The sequence below is a fragment of the Rhodobacter sp. 4.3.4 genome (assembly GCF_058724655.1).
In genome coordinates this window covers 560,209-580,133 of record NZ_CM178967.1, presented here as the reverse complement: position 1 = coordinate 580,133, position 19,925 = coordinate 560,209, and the positions used below count along the sequence as shown (strand labels likewise).

General features: G+C 65.0%; 18 protein-coding genes. 7 read left to right on the top strand and 11 right to left on the bottom strand.

Annotated elements, in window-relative coordinates; genetic code table 11:
• Nucleotides 1-10: 10 nt before the first annotated feature.
• The 6 genes from AC4PTB_RS02880 to AC4PTB_RS02855 all read right to left on the bottom strand — a co-directional run bounded on the left by AC4PTB_RS02880 (nt 11) and on the right by AC4PTB_RS02855 (nt 5,342).
• Nucleotides 11-1,273, bottom strand: coding sequence for a CpaE/TadZ family protein (locus tag AC4PTB_RS02880; protein ID WP_492191597.1), 1,263 nt, complete (start codon nt 1,271-1,273; stop codon nt 11-13).
• 230 nt (nt 1,274-1,503) lie between these two features.
• On the bottom strand, nt 1,504-2,181 hold the full coding sequence (locus AC4PTB_RS02875; RefSeq protein WP_492191596.1) for an OmpA family protein: 678 nt from the start codon (nt 2,179-2,181) through the stop codon (nt 1,504-1,506).
• Between the two features lie 4 nt (nt 2,182-2,185).
• Complete coding sequence (locus AC4PTB_RS02870; protein WP_492191595.1) at nt 2,186-3,595, bottom strand: type II and III secretion system protein family protein; 1,410 nt, start codon at nt 3,593-3,595, stop codon at nt 2,186-2,188.
• A 172-nt stretch (nt 3,596-3,767) separates the two neighbouring features.
• A complete protein-coding gene (gene cpaB / locus AC4PTB_RS02865; RefSeq protein WP_492191594.1) occupies nt 3,768-4,643 on the bottom strand; it encodes a Flp pilus assembly protein CpaB in 876 nt (291 codons plus the stop codon).
• 116 nt (nt 4,644-4,759) lie between these two features.
• A complete protein-coding gene (locus AC4PTB_RS02860; protein ID WP_492191593.1) occupies nt 4,760-4,939 on the bottom strand; it encodes a hypothetical protein in 180 nt (59 codons plus the stop codon).
• Nucleotides 4,940-5,144: 205 nt separating this feature from the next.
• Nucleotides 5,145-5,342 (bottom strand): hypothetical protein, encoded by a 198-nt coding sequence (locus tag AC4PTB_RS02855; protein WP_492191592.1) that lies wholly within the window; start codon nt 5,340-5,342, stop codon nt 5,145-5,147.
• Between the two features lie 426 nt (nt 5,343-5,768).
• Here AC4PTB_RS02855 and AC4PTB_RS02850 point away from each other — a divergent pair, with 426 nt between their 5' ends.
• Together AC4PTB_RS02850 and AC4PTB_RS02845 are read left to right on the top strand one after the other, a co-directional pair.
• Nucleotides 5,769-6,638: a lytic transglycosylase domain-containing protein gene (locus tag AC4PTB_RS02850; RefSeq protein WP_492191591.1), complete on the top strand. Its 870-nt coding sequence runs from the start codon at nt 5,769-5,771 to the stop codon at nt 6,636-6,638.
• A 2-nt stretch (nt 6,639-6,640) separates the two neighbouring features.
• Nucleotides 6,641-8,080, top strand: coding sequence for a UbiA family prenyltransferase (locus tag AC4PTB_RS02845; protein ID WP_492191590.1), 1,440 nt, complete (start codon nt 6,641-6,643; stop codon nt 8,078-8,080).
• A gap of 153 nt (nt 8,081-8,233) precedes the next feature.
• Here the strand turns inward: AC4PTB_RS02845 and AC4PTB_RS02840 are convergent, their stop codons facing one another.
• The 3 genes from AC4PTB_RS02840 to AC4PTB_RS02830 all read right to left on the bottom strand — a co-directional run bounded on the left by AC4PTB_RS02840 (nt 8,234) and on the right by AC4PTB_RS02830 (nt 12,681).
• Nucleotides 8,234-11,224 carry a valine--tRNA ligase gene (locus tag AC4PTB_RS02840; RefSeq protein ID WP_492191589.1) on the bottom strand — a complete coding sequence of 997 codons (2,991 nt, stop codon included), beginning with the start codon at nt 11,222-11,224 and terminating at the stop codon, nt 8,234-8,236.
• Between the two features lie 76 nt (nt 11,225-11,300).
• Complete coding sequence (locus tag AC4PTB_RS02835; RefSeq protein ID WP_492191588.1) at nt 11,301-12,071, bottom strand: VOC family protein; 771 nt, start codon at nt 12,069-12,071, stop codon at nt 11,301-11,303.
• Nucleotides 12,072-12,249: 178 nt separating this feature from the next.
• The gene (locus AC4PTB_RS02830; protein ID WP_492191587.1) at nt 12,250-12,681 is read right to left on the bottom strand and encodes an Lrp/AsnC family transcriptional regulator; all 432 of its coding nucleotides are present in this window, start codon (nt 12,679-12,681) and stop codon (nt 12,250-12,252) included.
• A 233-nt stretch (nt 12,682-12,914) separates the two neighbouring features.
• On the opposite strand from AC4PTB_RS02830, the gene AC4PTB_RS02825 reads away from it, so the two are divergent.
• Complete coding sequence (locus tag AC4PTB_RS02825; protein ID WP_492191586.1) at nt 12,915-14,060, top strand: type III PLP-dependent enzyme; 1,146 nt, start codon at nt 12,915-12,917, stop codon at nt 14,058-14,060.
• 123 nt (nt 14,061-14,183) lie between these two features.
• Complete coding sequence (locus AC4PTB_RS02820; RefSeq protein ID WP_492191585.1) at nt 14,184-15,332, top strand: T6SS phospholipase effector Tle1-like catalytic domain-containing protein; 1,149 nt, start codon at nt 14,184-14,186, stop codon at nt 15,330-15,332.
• Here the strand turns inward: AC4PTB_RS02820 and AC4PTB_RS02815 are convergent.
• Both AC4PTB_RS02815 and metF read right to left on the bottom strand, forming a co-directional pair.
• Nucleotides 15,284-15,775 (bottom strand): PaaI family thioesterase, encoded by a 492-nt coding sequence (locus AC4PTB_RS02815; RefSeq protein WP_492191584.1) that lies wholly within the window; start codon nt 15,773-15,775, stop codon nt 15,284-15,286. The genes AC4PTB_RS02820 and AC4PTB_RS02815 overlap by 49 nt on opposite strands.
• A 100-nt stretch (nt 15,776-15,875) precedes the next feature.
• The gene (gene metF, locus AC4PTB_RS02810; protein WP_492191583.1) at nt 15,876-16,742 is read right to left on the bottom strand and encodes a methylenetetrahydrofolate reductase [NAD(P)H]; all 867 of its coding nucleotides are present in this window, start codon (nt 16,740-16,742) and stop codon (nt 15,876-15,878) included.
• Nucleotides 16,743-16,834: 92 nt separating this feature from the next.
• Here metF and AC4PTB_RS02805 point away from each other — a divergent pair, with 92 nt between their 5' ends.
• From AC4PTB_RS02805 to AC4PTB_RS02795, 3 genes are all read left to right on the top strand, one after another.
• Entirely contained in the window at nt 16,835-17,740 is a 906-nt protein-coding gene (locus tag AC4PTB_RS02805; RefSeq protein WP_492191582.1) for a LysR family transcriptional regulator, read from the top strand.
• Nucleotides 17,741-17,835: 95 nt separating this feature from the next.
• Nucleotides 17,836-19,032, top strand: coding sequence for an MFS transporter (locus AC4PTB_RS02800; protein ID WP_492191581.1), 1,197 nt, complete (start codon nt 17,836-17,838; stop codon nt 19,030-19,032).
• Between the two features lie 60 nt (nt 19,033-19,092).
• Nucleotides 19,093-19,884 (top strand): inositol monophosphatase family protein, encoded by a 792-nt coding sequence (locus AC4PTB_RS02795; protein ID WP_492191580.1) that lies wholly within the window; start codon nt 19,093-19,095, stop codon nt 19,882-19,884.
• The last annotated feature ends 41 nt before the right edge of the window (nt 19,885-19,925 follow it).

Sequence of the window (19,925 nt, the reverse complement as noted above, 5' to 3'; positions counted from 1 at the left end):
CGGGCTCCGCTTACGCCGTGGCGGCTTCGGCGGCGCGGTTCAACTCGGCGATGGACTGGGCGAGTTTCTGGATTTCCTTGCGCAGCGGCGCCTTGGCCGCCGACAGCGCCAGTGGCAGACCGTGGTCATTGGCCTGGGTGACGATCCGGCCGCAATCGGAGAGCAGAAGCTCGATGCTGATATCCAGGCTTTCGGCCAGCCGCTTCACCCGCGACTTGCCCGACAGATCGGTGAATTTCGGCGCCCGGTTCAGCACGAAGCGCAGCTTCTGAAGCGGCAGGTTTTCCGCCTTCAGCGCCCGGATCATCCGCAGCGTGTTCTGCGCCGAACGCATGTCGAGTTCCATCAGCGCGAAATACAGATGCGCCCGGCTCAGCACGGTTTCGGTCCAGCTGACGACGGTGGTCGGCATGTCGATGACCACGAAATCGAAATTCGACCGCGCCACCTCGATGATGCGGGCAATATCCTCGGCGGTGACGATGTCGAGCGGCAGCATTTCCGCGGGCGCGGTCAGCACATGCAGCCGGTCGTTGAAGGTCAAAAGCGCCTGATTGAAGCTTTCGTCATCCATATGGGCGGTGTCTTGCAGCATCTCGAACACCAGATCGCGGCGCGGCAGATCGAGATAGGTCGAAGCCGAGCCGAATTGCAGGTCGAAATCGAGCAGGCAGACCCGCGGCGGCGGCACCGGCGCCTTTTTCGAGGTTTCGGGCGTGGCGAGTTCCCAGGCCAGATTGACGGCAAAGGTCGTCGCCCCCACCCCGCCGGAGAGGCCATGCACCGGCAGCACCACCCCGTCGCGCCCGCCCGAGGCCTTGAAGGCGGGCGGCGCGGCGCTGGCGGGCAGATCGGGCGGCAGATCGGACTGGCCCAGCCGCTCGATCGCCTCGTGCAGGGCGCCTTCGGGCAGCGGATAGGGCACGAAATCATCGGCGCCCAGACGCAACAGCTGGTGCAGGGCGATCGGGCTGACTTCCTCGGCGATCAGGATGACGCGGATGCCCTTTTCCTTGGCGGTGCAGATAATGCCGGAGATCCGCGCTAGGTTGCTTTCATCTTCATTGTCCACCGCGATGGCGATGAATTCGAGCAAGTCGGACTCCGGCTGGGTGAGGAAGACCACCGCCTCATCGAAGGTCAGATCGCCCCAGCCTTCGCCCAGCTCGGCTTCCATATCCTCGATCAGCAGGTCGAAATTCGACACGTCCCGCGAGACCGTGCAGGCCAGGATCGGCGCCGGTTCCGGAGAAAGACTTGCTGCTGCACTCATTGCCTCGGTCCTTTGTTACGCATTTCGCAACCTGACCGGGGAAATCTGCGCCCGGCACAGCCACGAAAGGGGCACGACTCGGGGACGCGCCATTTCCTGCTTACCAAGAGTCGCGGCCAATCTGGGCAACATTTGGGCCGCATTGTTCCAATTGTGGGGTATTTAGCGACGATCCGGGAAACTGGCGGGCCCTGTTGCCAAAACCCGCCCGGATCGGCGATCTGCAGATCTTACTGCGGCATGCCGCCGCCGGCGCCACCACTGCCGCCGCCGTCGCTCTTGCTGCTCGAGAGCGTGACCGTGCTCTCCGGCAAGGCCGAGGTGACATATTCGCGGAACACCAGTTCCGCATATTTGCCATCCAGATATTGCGGCTTGCGTTTGGCCAGCCCCGAAACCTCGGTGACCGTACGACGGTTTTGCGCATTCGGACCGGGGTCATAGACCAGCGGCTGGGTCTTGCCATAGGACACGACCGCTTCGAGCCGGGAGCGGGAGATCCCCTGCCCGGTCAGGAAGGCGACGACGGCGCGGGCGCGGCGCAGGCCCAGCGCCTTGTTGTAGGCATCCGAGCCGACAAGATCGGTGTGACCATAGACGCGGAATTTCACCTCGGGGAATTGCCGGATCCAGTTCGCCTGCTGTGCCAGCGCCGCCTGCGCCGCACCGTCAAGCCGATCCGAGTTGAAGGCGAAATTGACCGTGTTGGGCACGTCCTGGGCGAATTTGCGCGTCAGGCTGATGGCGAAATCGCGCTGGCCGGTCATCATCAGCGTGTTGTTCATCGTGGCATTGCCAAAGCCGCCGGTCACATACTGGCTGCCCACTTCGGCGCCGCTGCACCCGGCCAGCGCCAGCGCGCCCGCAACAATCACCCAATAGCGCATGCCCTGGCCCCCAAGCTGCATCGCGTCACTCCATCACATAGCCGTAGGAGCCGGAAAAATCCTGCCGCGCCACTTCGCCCGCGGCGCCGCCCTCGGTCTTGCCGCGCAGGAACAGCTCGGATTCGCTGGGCAGCCTGACGCGATCGGTCGGCAGCGCCAGCGCCTCGCCATGCGTCGGCGTGACCAGATGCGGCGTGATGATGATGACAAGCTCGGATTGCTTGCGTTCGAAAGCGGTCGAGCGGAACAGCGAGCCCAGCACCGGCACATCGCCCAGCCACGGGATCTGCCGGTTCAGATCGTTGAAATCGTCCTGCAGCAGCCCGGCGATGGCAAAGCTTTCGCCGTCGCGCATCTCGACCGTGGTCGAGGTCTCGCGGCGTTTGAAGGCGTTCACCGTGGTACCGTTGTTTGTCATCGTCACCGACGTGTCGATGGCCGAGACCGCGGCGGCGATTTCAAGGTTGATCAGATCGCCCTCGACGACGCGGGGGATGAACGACATCTCGACGCCGAAGGGCTTGTATTCGATGGTGATCCCGTCATCGTCCACCACCGGAATCGGATATTCGCCGCCCGCCAGGAACTTCGCCTGCTGACCCGAGAGCGCGGTCAGGTTCGGCTCGGCCAGGGTGCGCACCATCCCCTTGCTTTCCAGCGCCTCCAGCAGCACGCCGAATTCCATGTTGCCGACGGTGAAACCAAGGCCCAGCGCGCCCTGGGTCTTGGAGGAAATCGGCATCGTGCCCTTGTCGAAAGCATTGCCCACCGCGCCGGTGGCGGTGAAATTGCCGGTGCCGGTGATCACCCCGGTCTGGGCGCTGCCGCCGCCCACCGTGCCGCGCATCGCCAGCGACGAGGCGAGGTTTTTCGACACCGAGCGCTGCATCTCGGCGAAGCGGACCTTCAGCATCACCTGCTGCGTGCCGCCGACATTCATCAGGTTCGACACACGCTCGCCCGCATAGCGCCGCGCCAGATCCAGCGCGCGGTCCAGTTTCGTCGAAGACGACACCGTACCCGACAGCACGATGCCGTCATTGGCGGTGCGGACCTCGATGTTCTCGCCGGGCAGGATCTGCCGCAGCCTTTCCTTGAATTCCGCGATGTCGGGGGTGACCTGCACTTCGACATTCGACAAAAGCGAGCCATCAGCGCCAAGGATCGTCATTGTCGTGCGGCCGGGCACCTTGCCCAGAACATAGATCGTCTTGTCGGACAGCGTGGTGACATCGGCGATGCCGGGATTGGCGATCGACAGTTCCGAGAACGGCTGGTCGCTTTCCACCACCACGGCACGGTTCATCGGCACCGCCAGCGGCGTGCTGCCCGTCCCCGAGACGATGCGCAGCGTCTCCGCGGCAACCGGCAGGGACACGACCGTCGCCAACGCGACACCCAGCGCGCAAGCCCCGAAGAAACTCTTCATTTTCATGGTGATCCTGCCTCTCCGATCACGCTGCTGCCGCCGGATCTGCGCCCGGTATGCGGTGATTTTCACCTGTCTGGCGCAGACAATGCCCGAGTGTTGATTTTTTTGCAAGAATCAACCGGTTTGGCGGCGCTTTTCCGGCCTCCCGCCCCCGTCCGGGCCCGCGGCGGGGCCGTCAGTCCTTGCAGGGGATCGGCACCTCGACCAGTTCGGTGCCCTTGCGCATCTTGACGGTGCAGACCCGCTCGGCCTCGACCTTGACGGCCTCCTGCGCCTGAATGCCCAGAAGCTTGTTGCGGTCGACCTCGATCGCGCCCGGATCGGCGGTGTTCTGCATCCCCACCAGCGACAGCGTCAGCTGTCCGGTGCCCTGCGCCAGCGTCAGCGCGGCGACCTGTTCGGGCGTCACCTCGGCGGTGACGGTGGTGGCAAGCTGGGTTTCCTGAACGCGGTCGGCATCGGCGCTCTGGTCAATGGCGATCAGCCGCAGATTGGTGTCGATCAGCTTCGTCACCCGTTCGCCGTTCACCTCGCCCGACCAGTAGACATCGACCCGGTCGCCCGGCCGCAGGAAGCCCGAAACCCCGGTGATGGTGTCGACCGAAATGGTGAAGGCGCGCATGTTCGGCGACAGGCTGGCGGTGATCCCGGCATCGACGCCGGGGGCGGTGATCTTGTTCGCCAGGACCGCCTCGTAGGCGTCATAGGCCCGCAGCGCCGCGCGCGGACGGGTCTCGCCACCGGGGAAGACCGAGACGGCCTGCGCCTCCTCGGGGGCGTCCTGGGGCGTTGCGATGCTGTGGAAGATGCCCGCGGGCAGATGGCCCTCCTGCATCTTGATCACGCCCAGATCGGCGGCGGTGAAGCGTTCGCCATAGGCCAGCGGGCGGCGCAGCACCACCACATCGACCAGCTGCGGCGCATTGAGCCGCTCGGCCACAAGGAAATCCCGCTCGACCTGGAACTGCGCAATCTGCTGCTGCGCCATGTAGACCGCAAGACCGGCAAGGGCGACACCCAGCACCAGCACCAAAGCGACAACCATACGCATGCGCGCCCCCTTATCCTTTCCAGACCGAACCCTCGGCCAGCTGCCGCACCATCACCGGAAGCGATCGTCTCCCCCGCCGATCCGGGATCATAACAGGGGTGCCACCGATCGGGTATCTAGTTCACCGATCGGGCATCCAGAAATTCCGCGATCTTTTGCGTGATGTCGATGGACTTGCTCCAGACGAGCGCGCCCGCGACCACGCCCATCGAAACCAGAAATGCCGTCAGCACCACCCAGTCGACGGTGACGGCCCCGTCCTCGTCCTGACGGATCCGGCTCCGAAGGAGCGGCAACAGTCTTTCGCCCATCTTGATGATTCCTCCCGCTTCGGGTTCCTGCCAACCAGACTATGGGCGCAAGGCGGCGCAATTGGGGCGGATCGACGCATTTTTTGGACAAACCGCACCGGCCCGGACAGCACATCGGCGCAGGCCGCCCCCCCTTAACGGACAAAGGGCCGCCCGAAGGCAGCCCCAAATCCTTGCCAGCAATGCTGGATTAGGTCTTCGGCGCCTCGACCGTGATGCTACCCATGTAGTTGCCGATCTTCGTGGTCACGCCACTCGTGCTGGTTTTCACCGCGGCCAGGGCGGCAGCGCCGAGGCCGACGACGGCGGCGGTCAGCACGACCCAGTCAACGGTCACGGCGCCATCTTCTTCGGTGCGGATCTTGCGGGCGAGTTTGAAGAATTTCATCGGGTTTCTCCTTCGGTTCAGGTTGCGCCGCGCAGCTTCCGGGCTTCGTTGCATCCAGCCTCGCGGTATGGGCTTTTTGTGGCGGTGAATCGTGGCTTGATTGGGGCAGAGTCGGTATTTCTTCGCGGCAGAGCCGAAAAGTCTCGGATTTAAATGCAATCTTAACTATTTTCGCCGCATCAAGACCGCTTTTCCCGGCACAAAGGGCGAATCGACACCCGGTAGCGCAGGTTTGGCGGCGGGGGCTTTGGCGACCGCACCACCCGCCTGGCAAGCCTTCGTGCAACAGCTCGGGGGAATCTTGCCCCGGCCCGGCGCGGTTTTCGCGTTTGTCTTGGTTTTCGGCGCGGTTTCGGGAATAGTGACCGCAAACGGCCCCGCCGGACAAAAGGTCCAAAACCGGATCACCAGAGCAGGATCGCGCATATGCGCCGGATAATCGTCGTCAGTCTCGCCCTGAGCGCGACCGTTTCGGTCGTGCCCGTCCGCGCCGAAATCGGCCCGAAATCGCCGACCGTGCATCACTTCGAACCCCGCCGCGTGCTGCCGCCGAAAGCCGGGCAGACGCGGTTCCTGACGATCCAGATCAACCCCGAGGAACAGGCAGCCGCCCTTGCCGCCCAGGCGGCCAAACCCTTCGCACCGCTGACCGCGACCCCGCCCCCCACTCCCGGGGCAGGAACGGGTCGTCCGGCGGATGGCGGCGCGGCCTCCTATGCCTGGTTCTGGAACGTCGTCTCGCCGACGCTGGCCGACCGGGCGGGGCGGTTCCAGCAGGCGATCGACGCGCTGAGCATGGGTCCGGGCGGGCAGGCGGTGCGGGCGCCGCGGCTGGCCAGCCTGCAGGCGATCGCGCAGACGCATGGCCGCGACATCCTTGCCGCGACGATCGGCACCGAGGTCTCGCCCGCGCTGGTGCTCGCCGTGATCTCGACGGAGTCGGGCGGGCAGGCCGATGCCGTCTCGCGCTCGGGGGCGGTCGGGCTGATGCAGCTGATCCCCGCGACGGCAACCCGCTTTGCCGTCTCCGACAGCCGCGACCCCAGCCAGAACATCAAGGGCGGCGTCGCCTATCTGAACTGGCTGATGCAGGAATTCGACCGCGATCCGCTGATGGTGATTGCCGCCTACAATGCCGGGGAAAACGCGGTGAAGGGGAATGGCGGCGTGCCGCCCTATGCCGAAACGCGCGATTATGTGCCCAAGGTGCTGGCGGCCTGGCAGGTGGCGCGGGGGCTTTGCCTCAGCCCGCCCGAACTGGTCACCGACGGCTGCGTCTTCGCCTCGAAGGGATGACGATGAGCAAGGACAAACCTCTGGTGCTGGATGTTGACGGCACCTTTCTGCGCACCGATCTGCTTTATGAAAGCTTCTGGGCCGGTCTTGGCCGCGCGCCGCTGCACACGCTGCGGATCGCGGCGACGCGGTTTCGCGACCGCGCCCGGCTGAAGGCGGAGCTGGCCGCGCTGGGGCCTTTGCGCACCGATCTGATGCCCGTCGCCCCCGCCGTGGCCGAGGTGGTGATCGGCGCGCTGAACGAGGGCCGCGAGGTCTGTCTGGCCTCGGCCTCGGATCAGCGGCTGGTGGCGCAGCTGGCGGCCGATCATGGTCTGTCCGAGCGGATCTTCGCCTCGGACGGGCAGCTCAATCTGCAGGGCGCGGCCAAGGCCGGGGCGCTGGTGCGGAGTTTCGGGCCGCGCGGCTTCGTCTATGCGGGCAACGAGGCCACCGACATGGCGGTCTGGGAACATGCGGAAACCGCGGTGGTGGTGGGCCGGGTGCCCGAGACCGCCGCCCTGCCCGCGCGCGGCATCGGCGTGGTAACGCTGCCCGGCGGCTGGAGCGCGGCGGCGCTGTTCAAGGCGCTGCGGCCGCATCAATGGGTGAAGAACCTGCTGCTGCTGTTGCCGATGATCGCGGCGCATCGTTTCGACGCCGCCACGCTGCTGCCGATCCTGCTCGGGATGGTGGCGTTTTCGCTGGCCGCCTCGGCGATCTACATCATCAATGACCTGCTCGACCTCGAGGCCGACCGGCTGCATCCGGTGAAATGCCGCCGCCCCTTCGCCTGCGGCGCGGTGCCGATCAAGGTGGGGATGATCGCCTGCACCGCTCTGATGCTGACCGCCCTTGGCCTTGCGGCGGCGCTGAACGCAGCCTTCCTCGGCATCCTGGTGCTGTATATGGGGCTATCGCTTGCCTATTCGCTGAAGCTCAAACGGATGCGCTGGATCGACATCACCACGCTGGCGACGCTTTACACGCTGCGCGTCGTCGCCGGCGCCGCGGCGGGGGCGGTCGATGTCTCGATCTACATGCTGATCTTCATCTTCCCGATTTTCCTCAGCCTCGGCTGCGTGAAGCGGCTGACGGAACTGACACTTGCCAGTGCAGACGAGCCCCTGCCCGGCCGCGGCTACGCCCGCCCGGACCGCGGCGATCTGCTCAATGTCGCGGCGATCGGCGTCGTCGGCGCGCTGGTGATCTTCTTTCTCTATTCGGTCTCGGAGCAGGGGCGGATGCTTTACCCCGACACCTGGCTTTTGTGGCTCGCCATGCTGCCGATGGGAGGATGGCTGGTGCGCATGGTGGCGCTTGGCTGGTTCGGCAAGCAGGATTACGACCCGATCGTCTTCGCGCTGCGCGACAAGTTCGGGCTCGGCATCCTGATGATGATGCTGAGCCTGATGTTCTGGGCGGCGGGCCTGTGGGCGCAATGGTTCGGGATGGGCGGCTGAACCGGCCGCAGCGGCGGGGGTTTCACACCCCCGCACCCCCGTGGCGTATTTGCCCCAAGAAAAAGCAGAGCCTTTTGCCCTTTCACCTTGCGGCAAATATCCCGGGGGGTGAATTGCCGAAGGCAAGAGGGGGGCAGAGCCCCCCTTCTTCTTTTATCCCAGTTCGGCCAGACGTTTCAGCGCGGCGCCGATCTTCGCCGCCTCTTCCTCGCGCGCGGTCAGGTTTTCGCGGGCTTCCTCGATCACCTCTTCGGCGGCATTCGCAACGAATTTCGGGTTCGCGAACCGCGCTTTCAGCCCCGCCGCTTCCTTTTCGACCTTGGCCAGCGCCTTTTCGAGCCGGGCCTTTTCGGCAGCCACATCGATCACCCCTTCGAGCGGCAGGCCAAAGAGCGCCCCCGCCGCCGGGATCGAGATCGAGCCCTTGGCGACCGTGCCTTCGGTGATCGCTTCAAGCCGCGCCATGCGCAGGATCAGCGCCTCGTTGCGCGCCAGCGCCGCGCGGGCCTGATCATCGGCTTCGGCCAGAACCATCGGCAGTTTCAGCGCAACCGGAACGCCCATCTGCGCCCGCGAGGAGCGGATTTCCTCGATCAGGGCGATCACCCAGTTCATTTCCCGATCCGCCTCGGCGTCGATCAGCTCGGCGCCGTAGCCCGGCCAGTCGGCATGCACCAGCATCTTCGCGCGGGTACCGGTCAGGCCCCAAAGCTCCTCGGTGATGAAGGGCATGATCGGATGCAGCAGGATGTAGCACTGATCGAGCACCCAGCGCATCGTCGCCCGCGTTTCGGCGGCATGTTCGCCATCGAACAGCGGTTTCGAGAATTCCACATACCAGTCGCAGACCTTGCCCCAGACAAAGCCGTAAAGCGCGTTGGCGGCGTCGTTGAAGCGGTAGCTTTCAAAGGCCGCATCGACCTCGGCCCGGACCTTGGCGGTTTCGCCGATGATCCAGCGGTTCACGGTCTGGCTGGGCTGAGGGATGCCCGCGACCTCGGCCTCGAACACCCCGTTCATTTCCGCAAAGCGGGTGGCGTTCCACAGTTTCGTGCCGAAGTTGCGATAGCCCGCGATGCGGTCTTTCGACAGTTTCAGCACCCCGCCGAGGGCGGCCATCGAGGCATTGGTGAAGCGAAGCGCATCGGCGCCGAATTCGTCGATGATTTCCAGCGGGTCGATGACGTTGCCCGCGGTCTTCGACATTTTCTTGCCCTTCTCGTCGCGGACGAGCTGGTGCAGGTAGACGGTGTGGAAGGGGATGTCCCCGGTCACTGCCAGTTGCATCATCATCATCCGGGCGACCCAGAAGAACAGGATGTCAAAGCCCGTCACCAGAACATCGGTGGGGAAATACTTGCGCATTTCCTCGGTGTCTTCCGGCCAGCCCAGCGTCCCGATCGGCCAGAGACCCGAGGAGAACCAAGTGTCGAGCACGTCGGGGTCGCGATAAAGCCAAACGGCATCCGCGTCAGTGCTTCCACCCGTTCCAGCGATTTTCACAGGCAGACCATAATGCTTCTCGGCCATTTCGAGTGCTTCCGCCTCGGTGGCAGCACAGAAAGGAACATCCTCCGAATTCAGGAAAGACTGTTCTATACGAAGAGAGCCAGAAGCATCCTTGACACCATTCGCCTTGGCAGGCCCATACCACACCGGAATCTGATGCCCCCACCAGAGCTGGCGCGAGATGCACCAGGGCTCGATGTTTTCCAGCCAGTGGTAATAGGTCTTCTCGCCCGCCTCGGGCATGATCTTGGTCTTGCCGGTCCGCACCGCTTCCAGCGCCGGGCCAACGACCTTTTCGGCATCCACATACCATTGATCGGTCAGCATCGGCTCGATCACCACTTTCGAGCGGTCGCCAAAGGGCTGCATGATCGGCTTGGCTTCGACATAGGGGAGCAGATCGGGCTGGCCTTCCTCGCCCGCCTTCGGGTTGGCGATCATCACCGCCAGACCCTCGGCGTTGATCTCCTCGACCACGATCTTGCGGGCCTCCAGCCGATCCAGGCCGCGCAGGTTCTCGGGGATCAGGTTCAGCGTGTCGACCTCGGCCTCGGTGAAGGCGGCGCCGCGCGAAATCTCCATCGCCCGGCGGGCGCAGGTTTCGTAATCCGCCCCGTCGGCGCGCATCTTCGCGCGGGTGTCCATCAGCCGATACATCGGCAGGCCCGCGCGTTTCGCCACCTGATAGTCGTTGAAATCATGCGCGCCGGTGATTTTCACCGCGCCCGAGCCGAAGCTCGGATCGGGATATTCGTCGGTGATGATCGGAATGAGGCGACGATGCTCCTTCGGCCCGACCGGAATTTCGCACAGCTTGCCGACGATGGCCGCATAGCGTTCGTCACTGGGGTGCACCGCCACCGCGCCATCGCCCAGCATGGTTTCCGGCCGCGTCGTGGCGATGGAAATGTAATCGCGCGTCTCGCGCAGGGTCACATTCCCCTCGGCGTCCTTTTCCACATATTCATAGGTTTCCCCGCCCGCGAGCGGGTATTTGAAGTGCCACATATGCCCGGCGACTTCGATATTCTCGACTTCCAGATCGGAAATCGCGGTCTCGAAATGGGGGTCCCAGTTCACCAGCCGCTTGCCGCGATAGATCAGGCCCTTGTTGTAAAGATCGACAAAGACCTTGATCACCGCGTCATGGAAGTTGCCTTCCTCGCCCGCCGGTGCATTCGGCGCCCCCGACATGGTGAAGGCATTGCGCGACCAGTCGCAGCTCGAGCCCAGCCGTTTCAGCTGGTTGATGATGGTCGAGCCGTATTTGCCCTTCCACTCCCAGACCTTTTTCAGAAACTCGTCGCGGCCGAGGTCCGCGCGCGAGGGCTGGCCGGTCTTCGCCAGTTCCTTTTCCACCATCAGCTGGGTGGCGATGCCCGCATGATCCTGCCCCGGCTGCCAGAGCGTGTCGAAACCGCGCATCCGGTGCCAGCGGATCAGGATATCCTGCACCGTGTTGTTGAAGGCATGGCCGACGTGCAGCGCCCCGGTGACATTCGGCGGCGGGATCATGATGCAGAAGGTCTCGGGGCGCGAGGCATTGGCCCCGGCCTTGAAGGCGCCCGCCTGTTCCCATTTCGCATAAAGCCGCGGCTCGGCTTCGCGCGCGTCGAAGGTCTTTTCCATGCTCATCGGTTCTGTCCTTTCAGGGCTTGACGCTCTTTAGCGCGCAGCCCTTGCAAGGAAAAGCCTTTGACGCGGGTCTGGCCTAGCGATTGGGGCCGACCACGGCGAAATGCGCGCCCTGCGGATCGCGGCAGGCGGCGACAAAGGCCGGGCCGGGGACTTCGGTGGGGCCATGCAGTACCGCGCCGCCCGCGCTGAGGATGACCTCCAGCGTTTTCGAGACCGCGGCGACGCCGAAATAGGGCAGCCAGTTCGGGCATGGGGCGGCGCCAAGGCCCATCATGCCGCCGATCTGCGTGCCGCGATGGGCAAAGACGTGATAGCCCCCGACCGGGCCCATGTCGAAATACATGTCGGGCCGCCAGTCGAAGAGCTTGCGATAGATCTCCAACGCCGCCTTCGGATCGGGCGTCATCAGCTCGATCCAGCTGCCATGCCCCACCGCACGCTGGTTCCACGCCCCGCCCGGCGACGGCGGGTCCATCGGCAGGGGCGTGAGGATGCCAAAGCAGGCACCCTGCGGATCGGCCAGCACGGCAAAGCGCCCGGTGCCGGGAATGTCGGTCGGGTCCTTCCAGACCCGCCCGCCCAGATCGCGCACCTGCGCCACGGTCGCATCGCAGTCCTTGGCGGCGAGATAGAGCAACCAGTTCGGCGGCGTCCCCTCGGGGCAGTCTTTCAGCGCCATCAGCCCGGCCACCATGTCGGCGCCCGACCGGGCCAGGCGGTAATCGAAGCCCTCCATCCCGGCGCCACACCATTCCCAACCGAAAACCCTGGCATAGAAGTCCTGCGCGGCCTCGGGATCGGCTACGGAAAGTTCGAACCAGCAGGGAACACCGTGAAAGGACATGGAAGCCTCCTTCTGAAGGGAAGCCGCAATCTAGCACGATTCGCATGACATCCCTGCGTCCTGCTTTCACCCTGGCGCAAAGATCCCGCGCGGGTGAGACGGGATCGAAAAGCCTTCCGGTGCACGGCTGTCCCGCCGAACGAGGGGTGGAAGAAACCCCGGTTCTTCGGCCCGCCGCTCACACCGCCCGGTCAAGCTTCGTGCTGAGGTGAATGAGGCTTTCGGAGCTGCGCACCCCCTGCATCTCGCCGATCTGGTCGAGAACCACATCCAGCTGCGCCGTCGAATTCGCCGCCACCTGCAGCAAAAGGTCGATCCGGCCGGAGGTGGTCGAGATCCGCTCGACCTCGGGGATCGACTTCAACCGGGTCAGAATGCCCGCCTGCGCGCGGGGTTCCACCATCAGCAAAACGGTGGCCCGCAGCCGCCCCGCCCGGGCCGCTTCGCCCAGCTTGACCGTGTAGCCCGCAATCACGCCCGAGGTCTCCAGCCGCTCCAGCCGCGCCTGAATCGTCGAGCGCGCCACCTTCAACCGGCGCGAGAGCGTCGCCACCGAAATCCGGGCGTCGCCCGACAAAAACCCGACGATTGCCGTATCCAGTTCGTCCATGACGCAACACTTGCAGATTGACCGATGCTTTCGTCATTATAACGATAGATCGCCGCATTTCTACTCTTTTGATCGGTGAAAATGTGCCTCATATCGCGCAATATGAGAGAGCAGGAAAAGGGCGGCTCATACGCACCTGGCCTGGGTTAGGTCGAAACGCGTCGTAAGCGTCTCCCCACCCGTAACATAGCCGGGGCAAGAGGTGGCTGCGTTCTATTGGCGAGGAGAAGCCGATGGGACTTTCCAAAACTATTTGGACTCAACCGTCCGAAATCATCCGTACGAAACAACCCGATCATCCGGTGCTGGTGTTCTCGCCCACCGTGTTGCAAGCGACCGCGCGGCGGTTCCTGAAGGGCTTTCCGGGCGTCGTCACCTATGCGGTGAAGTCGAACCCGGATGAAATGGTGATCCAGAACCTTGTCGCCGCGGGCATCAAGGGGTTCGATGTCGCCTCGCCCTTCGAGATCGACCTCATCCGTCGTCTCGCCCCCGGGGCCGCGCTGCACTACCACAACCCGGTCCGTGGGCGCGAGGAAATCGCCCATGCGGTGCGGGCAGGCGTGAAGACCTGGTCGGTCGATTCGCGGTCGGAGCTGGACAAGCTGATCGAGATGGTGCCCGCCGAGGGCTGCGAAATCTCGGTGCGCTTCAAACTGCCGGTGCAGGGTGCGGCCTACAACTTCGGCGCCAAATTCGGCGCCACCGCGGATCTGGCGGCAGAGCTTTTGCGCCGCGCCGCGGAAGCGGGGTTCATCCCCTCGCTCACCTTCCATCCGGGCACGCAATGCACCGATCCGGCCGCCTGGGAAGCCTATATCCTGGTCGCCTCGGAAATCTGCGCCACCGCGGGGGTGCGGGCGCATCGGCTGAATGTCGGCGGCGGCTTCCCGAACCATCGCAAGATGGGTCCGGCCCCGGTGCTCGAAGACATCTTCGCGCTGATCGACCGCGCCACCACCGAAGCTTTCGGCTCTGACCGTCCGATCCTTGTCTGCGAACCGGGCCGCGGTCTGGTGGGCGATGCCTTCACCCATATCACCAAGGTCAAGGCGCTGCGCGACGACACGCATGTGTTCCTGAACGACGGTGTCTATGGCGGTCTGACGGAACTGCCGCTGGTGGGCAATATCGAGCGGATCGAGGTCTGGTCGCCCGAGGGCGTCGAGCGCGGCGGCGACATGGTCGAGCGTATCGTCTTCGGCCCGACCTGCGATTCGGTCGACCGCCTGCCGGGCGATGTCGCCCTGCCCGGCGAACTGGCCGAAGGGGATTATGTGGTGTTTCACGGCATGGGCGCCTATTCCTCGGCCACCAACACCCGCTTCAACGGCTTCGGGCAGATGGAAATCGTCACCGCGCTGGCGCTGAAAGGCTGACCGGAAAGCAACAGTTGCCGACATCCGCGACACTTTGGCGCGCGTGTAATTGAGGATTAACGGCCTTGCCCTACTCTCGGGCGAGGCCGTTGACATTCAGGCCGCAGACGGTGGGGGCACGTCATGGTCAGGCTGTTTCATCGCGTGATCGGGATCTGGCGGCAACGCAAGGCCAGTTCGGCGCGCGTTGAACCAAGCCCGCCGCCGCGGCCCGCCCGCGGATCTGTCGACCATGTGGTGCTGCTCGACGGCACGCTCGGCTCGCTGTCGCAGGCGCATCTGACCTCGATCGGGATGATCTACCGCTTTTTGCGCCGGTCCTCGCCACGGGCCTCGGTCTATTACGGCAAGGGCCTGCAATATCGGGAATGGCGCGATCTCAAGGACATCTGGCTGGGCTGGGGGGTCGAGGCGCAGATCCTGCGCGCCTATGGCTGGCTGGCGATGCGCTATCGCCCCGGCGACCGGATCTTCCTGATCGGCTATTCGCGCGGGGCCTTTGCGGCGCGCTCGCTCGCCGGGCTGATCGACCGGGTCGGGCTGTTGCGCAAGGAGGCCGCGACCGAACGCAATGTCGGACAGGCCTGGCGGCATTACCGGGCCGAAGTCTCGCCCAAGGCCTTTCGCGATGCGCTCTGCCACCCCTCGGCGCCGATCGAGATGGTGGGGGTCTTTGACACGGTGGCGGCGCTGGGGCTGCGGCTGCCGCTGTTCTGGACGCTCAGCGCGGACCGGGTGCGGTTTCACGATCACCGGCTGGGCCCCTCGGTCCGGCACGGGTTTCAGGCGCTGGCGCTGCATGAGACGCGGCCTGTCCTCTCGCCGCTGCTGTGGCACAGCGACGGCACCGGGGCCACGCGGATCGAGCAGGTCTGGTTCCGCGGCTGCCATGCCGATGTGGGCGGGCAGCTGGCCGAGTATGACGCGGCCCGGCCCTTGTCGAACATTCCGCTGGTCTGGATGCTGGAACAGGCCGAGAGCCTGGGTCTGGCGCTGCCCGCGGGCTGGCGCGCGGAATTTCCCTGCGATCCCGCCGCGCCCTCGGTCGGCAGCTGGGGCGGCTGGGGCAAGCTTTACATCATGCGCCAGCCGCGCCGGGTCGGTGTCGACGGGTCCGAGCGGCTGCACGAGTCGGTGCGCAAGCGCAAGCTGGAATGGTGGATCCGCATCGGCACCGGGCTGAAGCGCCGCGGCACGAGGCCCGAACTGGCGCTGGCGCCGTTTCAGCCCGAGGCCCCCATGATCAGACAGGTCGCGGTGCCAAGGGCATAAGTCTTGCCATCGGCGGTGCCGACAATCTCGCCCCGCGCGACACCCGTTGACCGCCCGACATGCTCGACCCGGCCGATGGCGCGGACCTCGGTCCCCGGGGGGCTCGCCCGCAGCATGTTGACCTTGTATTCGGTCGTGGTCTGATACTGGCCGCGCTTCAGCCCGGTGATCACCGCGCAGGTCAGCGCCGTATCCAGAAGCACCCCATACCAGCCGCCATGCACACCGCCAAAGGCGTTGGTGTGGTCATGCCCCGGCGTGCCCGTCACCTCGACCAGCCCGGGCTCGACCCGGGTGAAGCGATAATTGCAGCCGCGCGCAAAGGTCGTCGTCGGCACCTGCCCTGCCAGCATCGCCCGCATATACTCAAGGCCGGTCATCGCCTGCACCTCGGCCAGCGACAGGAAATCCGCAGGCCCCGCGGCATATTTCGGTTCGGTCATCACGCTCTCCCTTTGCGCCAGCGTGACGCAGGGGAAGGAAACGGAAAAGGGGGCCGAAGCCCCCCGCAAAAGTTCCGTTGCGTCAGATCCGCCGATCAGATCAGGCGACGTTTTCCAGCACCACGTCCGGGGTCACGCCCAGCGCATGGCAGACATCGCGGGTCATCTGCGGCCGGTTCAGCGTGTAGAAATGCAGATCCTCCACCCCGCCCGCGATCAGATTGTCGCACAGTTCCGTGCACAGCGCGGTGGCCAGCAGTTGCTCGCGGTCGTCGCGGATCGCATGTTCGAAGGCCTCTTCGACCCAGGCCGGGATCGAGGTGCCGCAGCGCTGCGCGAAGCCCTTGGCGCCTTTCCAGGACTGGATCGGCAGAATGCCCGGGATGATCTTCGCGGTGATCCCTTCCTTCACGCAGGCGTCGCGGAAGCGGAAGAAGGTCTCGGCTTCAAAGAAGAATTGCGTGATCGCCGAGGTGGCACCCGCCGCGCATTTGCGTTTCAGCCAGCGCACATCGGCCAGCGTGTCGGCGGCTTCCGGATGCGGCTCGGGGTAGGCGCCGCAGCGCAGCGTGAAGCGGCCGTCCCTGGCCAGCCATTCGATCAGATCGACCGAGGAAGCAAAGCCCTCGGGGTGGGCCGTGAAGCGGGCTGCACCTTTCGGCGGATCGCCGCGCAGCGCGACGATCTCGGTCACGCCGGCCTCGGCATAGGCATCGATGATCTCTAGCGTTTCGGCTTTCGTCGCATCGACGCAGGTCAGATGCGCGGCGACGTTCAGGCCGTAATTCTTGTGGATCGCCGACACGGCTTCATGGGTCAGCTTGCGGGTGGTGCCGCCCGCGCCATAGGTCACGGAGACGAAACCAGGTTTCAGCGGCGCCAGAACCTGCGCCGTCTCCCACAGCCGGAACGAGGCATCAAGCGTCTGCGGCGGGAAGAATTCAAAGCTGACATGCGGCGTGGTCATCGGGGGCGTCCTTTTTGGTTGTCCCCTTGTCGCCGATTCCGCGATGTGAGACAAATTCATAATCTTCAAGAAGGTGATGAGGCCGTCTCATAATGCACATCGAGTTTCGGCACCTGCGCACGATCAAGGCGATTCACGATGCAGGCGGCCTCGCGAAGGCGGCCGAGATCCTGCACATCACGCAATCGGCACTGTCGCATCAGGTCAAGGGGCTGGAGGATCAGGCGGGCGTTGAGCTTTTTGCACGTCGCTCCAAGCCCTTGCGCCTGTCCGCGGCGGGGCTGAAGCTGTTGCGTCTGGCCGAGCGCATCCTGCCCGAGATCGACGCGACCGAGGCGGAATTCGCCGCGATCCGGCAGGGCCGCGCCGGGCGGCTGCATATTGCCATCGAATGCCACGCCTGTTTCGAATGGCTGTTTCCGGTTCTGGAAGCTTTTCGCCGCGTCTGGCCAGATATCGACATCGACATTCGCCCCGGCCTCGCCTTCACCGCGCTGCAGGCGCTGGCGCGCGAGGATGTCGATCTGGTGATCTCCTCCGACCCCGAGCGGATCGAGGGCATCACCTTCAACCCGCTTTTCGACTATTCGCCCACCTTCATCGCACCGGCCAACAGCCCGCTGGCCGCCAAACCCTTTGTCGAGGCAAGGGATTTCGCCGATCAGACGCTTTTGACCTATCCGATTGACCGGGCGCGGTCGGATGTGTTCTCGCTGCTGCTGACGCCTGCCAAGGTGGAGCCGAAAGCGCATCGGCAGGTGGAGCTGACGACCGTCATCCTGATGCTGGTCGCCTCGGGGCGCGGGGTTGCGGTGCTGCCCGACTGGGTGCTGCGCGAGGTGAAATATCAGCCTGATTACGTGACGAAGCGGGTGACGGAAGCGGGCCTGACGAAGCGGCTTTATGCGGCCACGCGCGAGGAAGACGTGACCGCCCCCTATATGGCGCATTTCCTGCGGCTGGCGCGGACCGAGCCGGTGAAGCTGCAACGGGCGTAACCCCGTCACGCAAGGGTGATGTAACCGTCACAAAGTTGCGCGTGACGCGGGATCGGGGCCGGGATTAGATCGCGGCCTCAGCCCGAGGACCATCCATGACCGCCATTCCCCAACCGCGCGCCGCGCAAGCGACCGTGTTCCCGATCCTTCTGGCCGTATCCGCCTGTCACATGCTCAATGATGTGATGCAGTCGATGCTGTCGTCGATCTATCCGATCCTGAAGGCGGATTTCGCGCTGCAATATTGGCAGATCGGGCTTTTGACGCTGGCGTTTCAGGGCACGGCCTCGCTGTTGCAACCGGCGATCGGGATTTACACCGACGCGAAGCCGCAGCCCTGGTCGCTGCCGCTGGCGTCCTGCTGCACCTTTCTGGGCGTGATGGGGCTGGCCTTTGCGCCCAGCTATCCGGCGCTGATCGCGGCGGCGATGCTGGTGGGACTTGGCTCGGCGATCTTTCACCCCGAATCGAGCCGCGTCGCCCGCGTCGCCTCGGGCGGGCGGTTCGGCCTCGCGCAATCGGTGTTTCAGGTCGGCGGCAATTTCGGCACTTCGATCGGCCCGCTCTTGGCGGCTTTTGTTGTGCTGCCCTTTGGCCGCCCCTCGGTCGCGATCTTTGCCGCGCTGGCCGTGCTGTCCGGGATCGTGCTGGTGCAGGTCAGCCGCTGGTATGCCGGCCATCTGGCCGCGCGGGCGAAACGGGCGGTGGACAAGACCCTGCCGCTGTCGAAGGGCCGCACCATCGCCGCGATCTCGGTTCTGGTGATCCTGACCTTTTCGAAGAACGCCTATATGGCGTCTCTGCATTCCTATTACACCTTCTACCTGATCGAGAGCTTCGGCGTCGACACCCGCACCGCGCAGCTGATGCTGTTCCTGTTCCTCGGCTCGGTCGCCGCCGGAACCGTGCTGGGCGGGCCGGTCGCCGACCGTTTCGGGCCGATGGTGGTGATCTGGATCTCGATCCTTGGCGTGCTGCCCTTCACCCTCGCGCTGCCGCATGTGGGGCTTGTCGCTTCTGGCGTGCTGACGGTCTGCATCGGGCTGATCCTCGCCTCGGCCTTTTCCGCCATCGTCGTTCTGGCACAAGAGCTTTTGCCCGGCCGTGTCGGCATGGTCGCCGGGATCTTTTTCGGGCTGAGCTTCGGCATGGGCGGCATTGCCGCGGCGGGTCTGGGGCTGATGGCCGACCATTGGGGCATTCGCACCGTCTATCTGATCTGCTCCGCCCTGCCGGTGATGGGCGTGCTGACCCTGTTCCTGCCCAGACGCGCCGAATTGATGCGCGGCTGACCTCTTGGAATCTTCACCTCTGCCGTGTAAGGCAGGCGTTTGTGACCGAAGGAGTCCCCGATGCAAGGCAGTGCCAACCTCAACCTGATGATCAAGGCCGCGCGCAAGGCGGGGCGGGCTCTGGTGAAGGACTTCCGCGAGGTCGAGAACCTGCAGGTCTCGGCCAAGGGGCCGGGGGACTTCGTGTCGAAAGCCGACCGCGAGGCCGAACGGATCATCAAGGAAGAGCTGCGCGGCGCGCGTCCGACTTATGGCTGGCTGGGCGAGGAAACCGGCGAGGAAGCGGGCGAAGACCCGACCCGGCGCTGGATCGTCGATCCGCTCGATGGCACCACCAACTTCCTGCACGGCCTGCCGCATTGGGCGGTGTCGATCGCGCTGGAACACAAGGGCGAGGTTGTCGCGGGCGTTGTCTTCGACGCCGCCAAGGACGAACTTTACTATGCGGAAAAAGGCCTTGGCGCCTTCATGAACGAAAGCCGGCTGCGCGTGTCGGGGCGGCGCCACATGATCGAGGCGCTGTTTGCGACCGGCGTGCCGTTCGGCGGCCGCTCCACCCTGCCCGCGACGCTGCAGGATCTGGCCCGGTTGATGCCGGTCTGCGCAGGCGTGCGCCGCTTCGGCTCGGCGGCGCTGGATCTCGCCTATGTCGCCTCGGGCCGCTATGACGGCTATTGGGAACGCGGCATCAACGCCTGGGACATGGCCGCCGGTCTGATCCTGGTGAAAGAGGCGGGCGGCTTCGTCGGCCCGGTGCGCGCCGACCGCGGCATTTTCGAAAGCGGCACGGTGATCGCGGCGAACGGCGAGCTGTTCGAGCCGCTGTGCAAGATCATCCGCGACGGGCACTGAGCAGGCCGAAGCGGGAACGCAAAGCGAACATGGCGCTGCGC

What these genes read in the sequence shown, in the direction of transcription:
- AC4PTB_RS02805 (WP_492191582.1), top strand. Translation starts at nt 16,835, where the DNA reads ATGCACATCGAGTTTCGGCACCTGCGCACGATCAAGGCGATTCACGAT.
- AC4PTB_RS02800 (WP_492191581.1), top strand. Translation starts at nt 17,836, where the DNA reads ATGACCGCCATTCCCCAACCGCGCGCCGCGCAAGCGACCGTGTTCCCG.
- AC4PTB_RS02815 (WP_492191584.1), bottom strand. Translation starts at nt 15,775, where the DNA reads ATGACCGAACCGAAATATGCCGCGGGGCCTGCGGATTTCCTGTCGCTG.
- AC4PTB_RS02845 (WP_492191590.1), top strand. Translation starts at nt 6,641, where the DNA reads ATGAGCAAGGACAAACCTCTGGTGCTGGATGTTGACGGCACCTTTCTG.
- metF (WP_492191583.1), bottom strand. Translation starts at nt 16,742, where the DNA reads ATGACCACGCCGCATGTCAGCTTTGAATTCTTCCCGCCGCAGACGCTT.
- AC4PTB_RS02870 (WP_492191595.1), bottom strand. Translation starts at nt 3,595, where the DNA reads ATGAAAATGAAGAGTTTCTTCGGGGCTTGCGCGCTGGGTGTCGCGTTG.
- AC4PTB_RS02880 (WP_492191597.1), bottom strand. Translation starts at nt 1,273, where the DNA reads ATGAGTGCAGCAGCAAGTCTTTCTCCGGAACCGGCGCCGATCCTGGCC.
- AC4PTB_RS02825 (WP_492191586.1), top strand. Translation starts at nt 12,915, where the DNA reads ATGGGACTTTCCAAAACTATTTGGACTCAACCGTCCGAAATCATCCGT.
- AC4PTB_RS02835 (WP_492191588.1), bottom strand. Translation starts at nt 12,071, where the DNA reads ATGTCCTTTCACGGTGTTCCCTGCTGGTTCGAACTTTCCGTAGCCGAT.
- AC4PTB_RS02850 (WP_492191591.1), top strand. Translation starts at nt 5,769, where the DNA reads ATGCGCCGGATAATCGTCGTCAGTCTCGCCCTGAGCGCGACCGTTTCG.
- AC4PTB_RS02820 (WP_492191585.1), top strand. Translation starts at nt 14,184, where the DNA reads ATGGTCAGGCTGTTTCATCGCGTGATCGGGATCTGGCGGCAACGCAAG.
- AC4PTB_RS02875 (WP_492191596.1), bottom strand. Translation starts at nt 2,181, where the DNA reads ATGCAGCTTGGGGGCCAGGGCATGCGCTATTGGGTGATTGTTGCGGGC.
- AC4PTB_RS02830 (WP_492191587.1), bottom strand. Translation starts at nt 12,681, where the DNA reads ATGGACGAACTGGATACGGCAATCGTCGGGTTTTTGTCGGGCGACGCC.
- cpaB (WP_492191594.1), bottom strand. Translation starts at nt 4,643, where the DNA reads ATGCGTATGGTTGTCGCTTTGGTGCTGGTGCTGGGTGTCGCCCTTGCC.
- AC4PTB_RS02840 (WP_492191589.1), bottom strand. Translation starts at nt 11,224, where the DNA reads ATGAGCATGGAAAAGACCTTCGACGCGCGCGAAGCCGAGCCGCGGCTT.
- AC4PTB_RS02855 (WP_492191592.1), bottom strand. Translation starts at nt 5,342, where the DNA reads ATGAAATTCTTCAAACTCGCCCGCAAGATCCGCACCGAAGAAGATGGC.
- AC4PTB_RS02795 (WP_492191580.1), top strand. Translation starts at nt 19,093, where the DNA reads ATGCAAGGCAGTGCCAACCTCAACCTGATGATCAAGGCCGCGCGCAAG.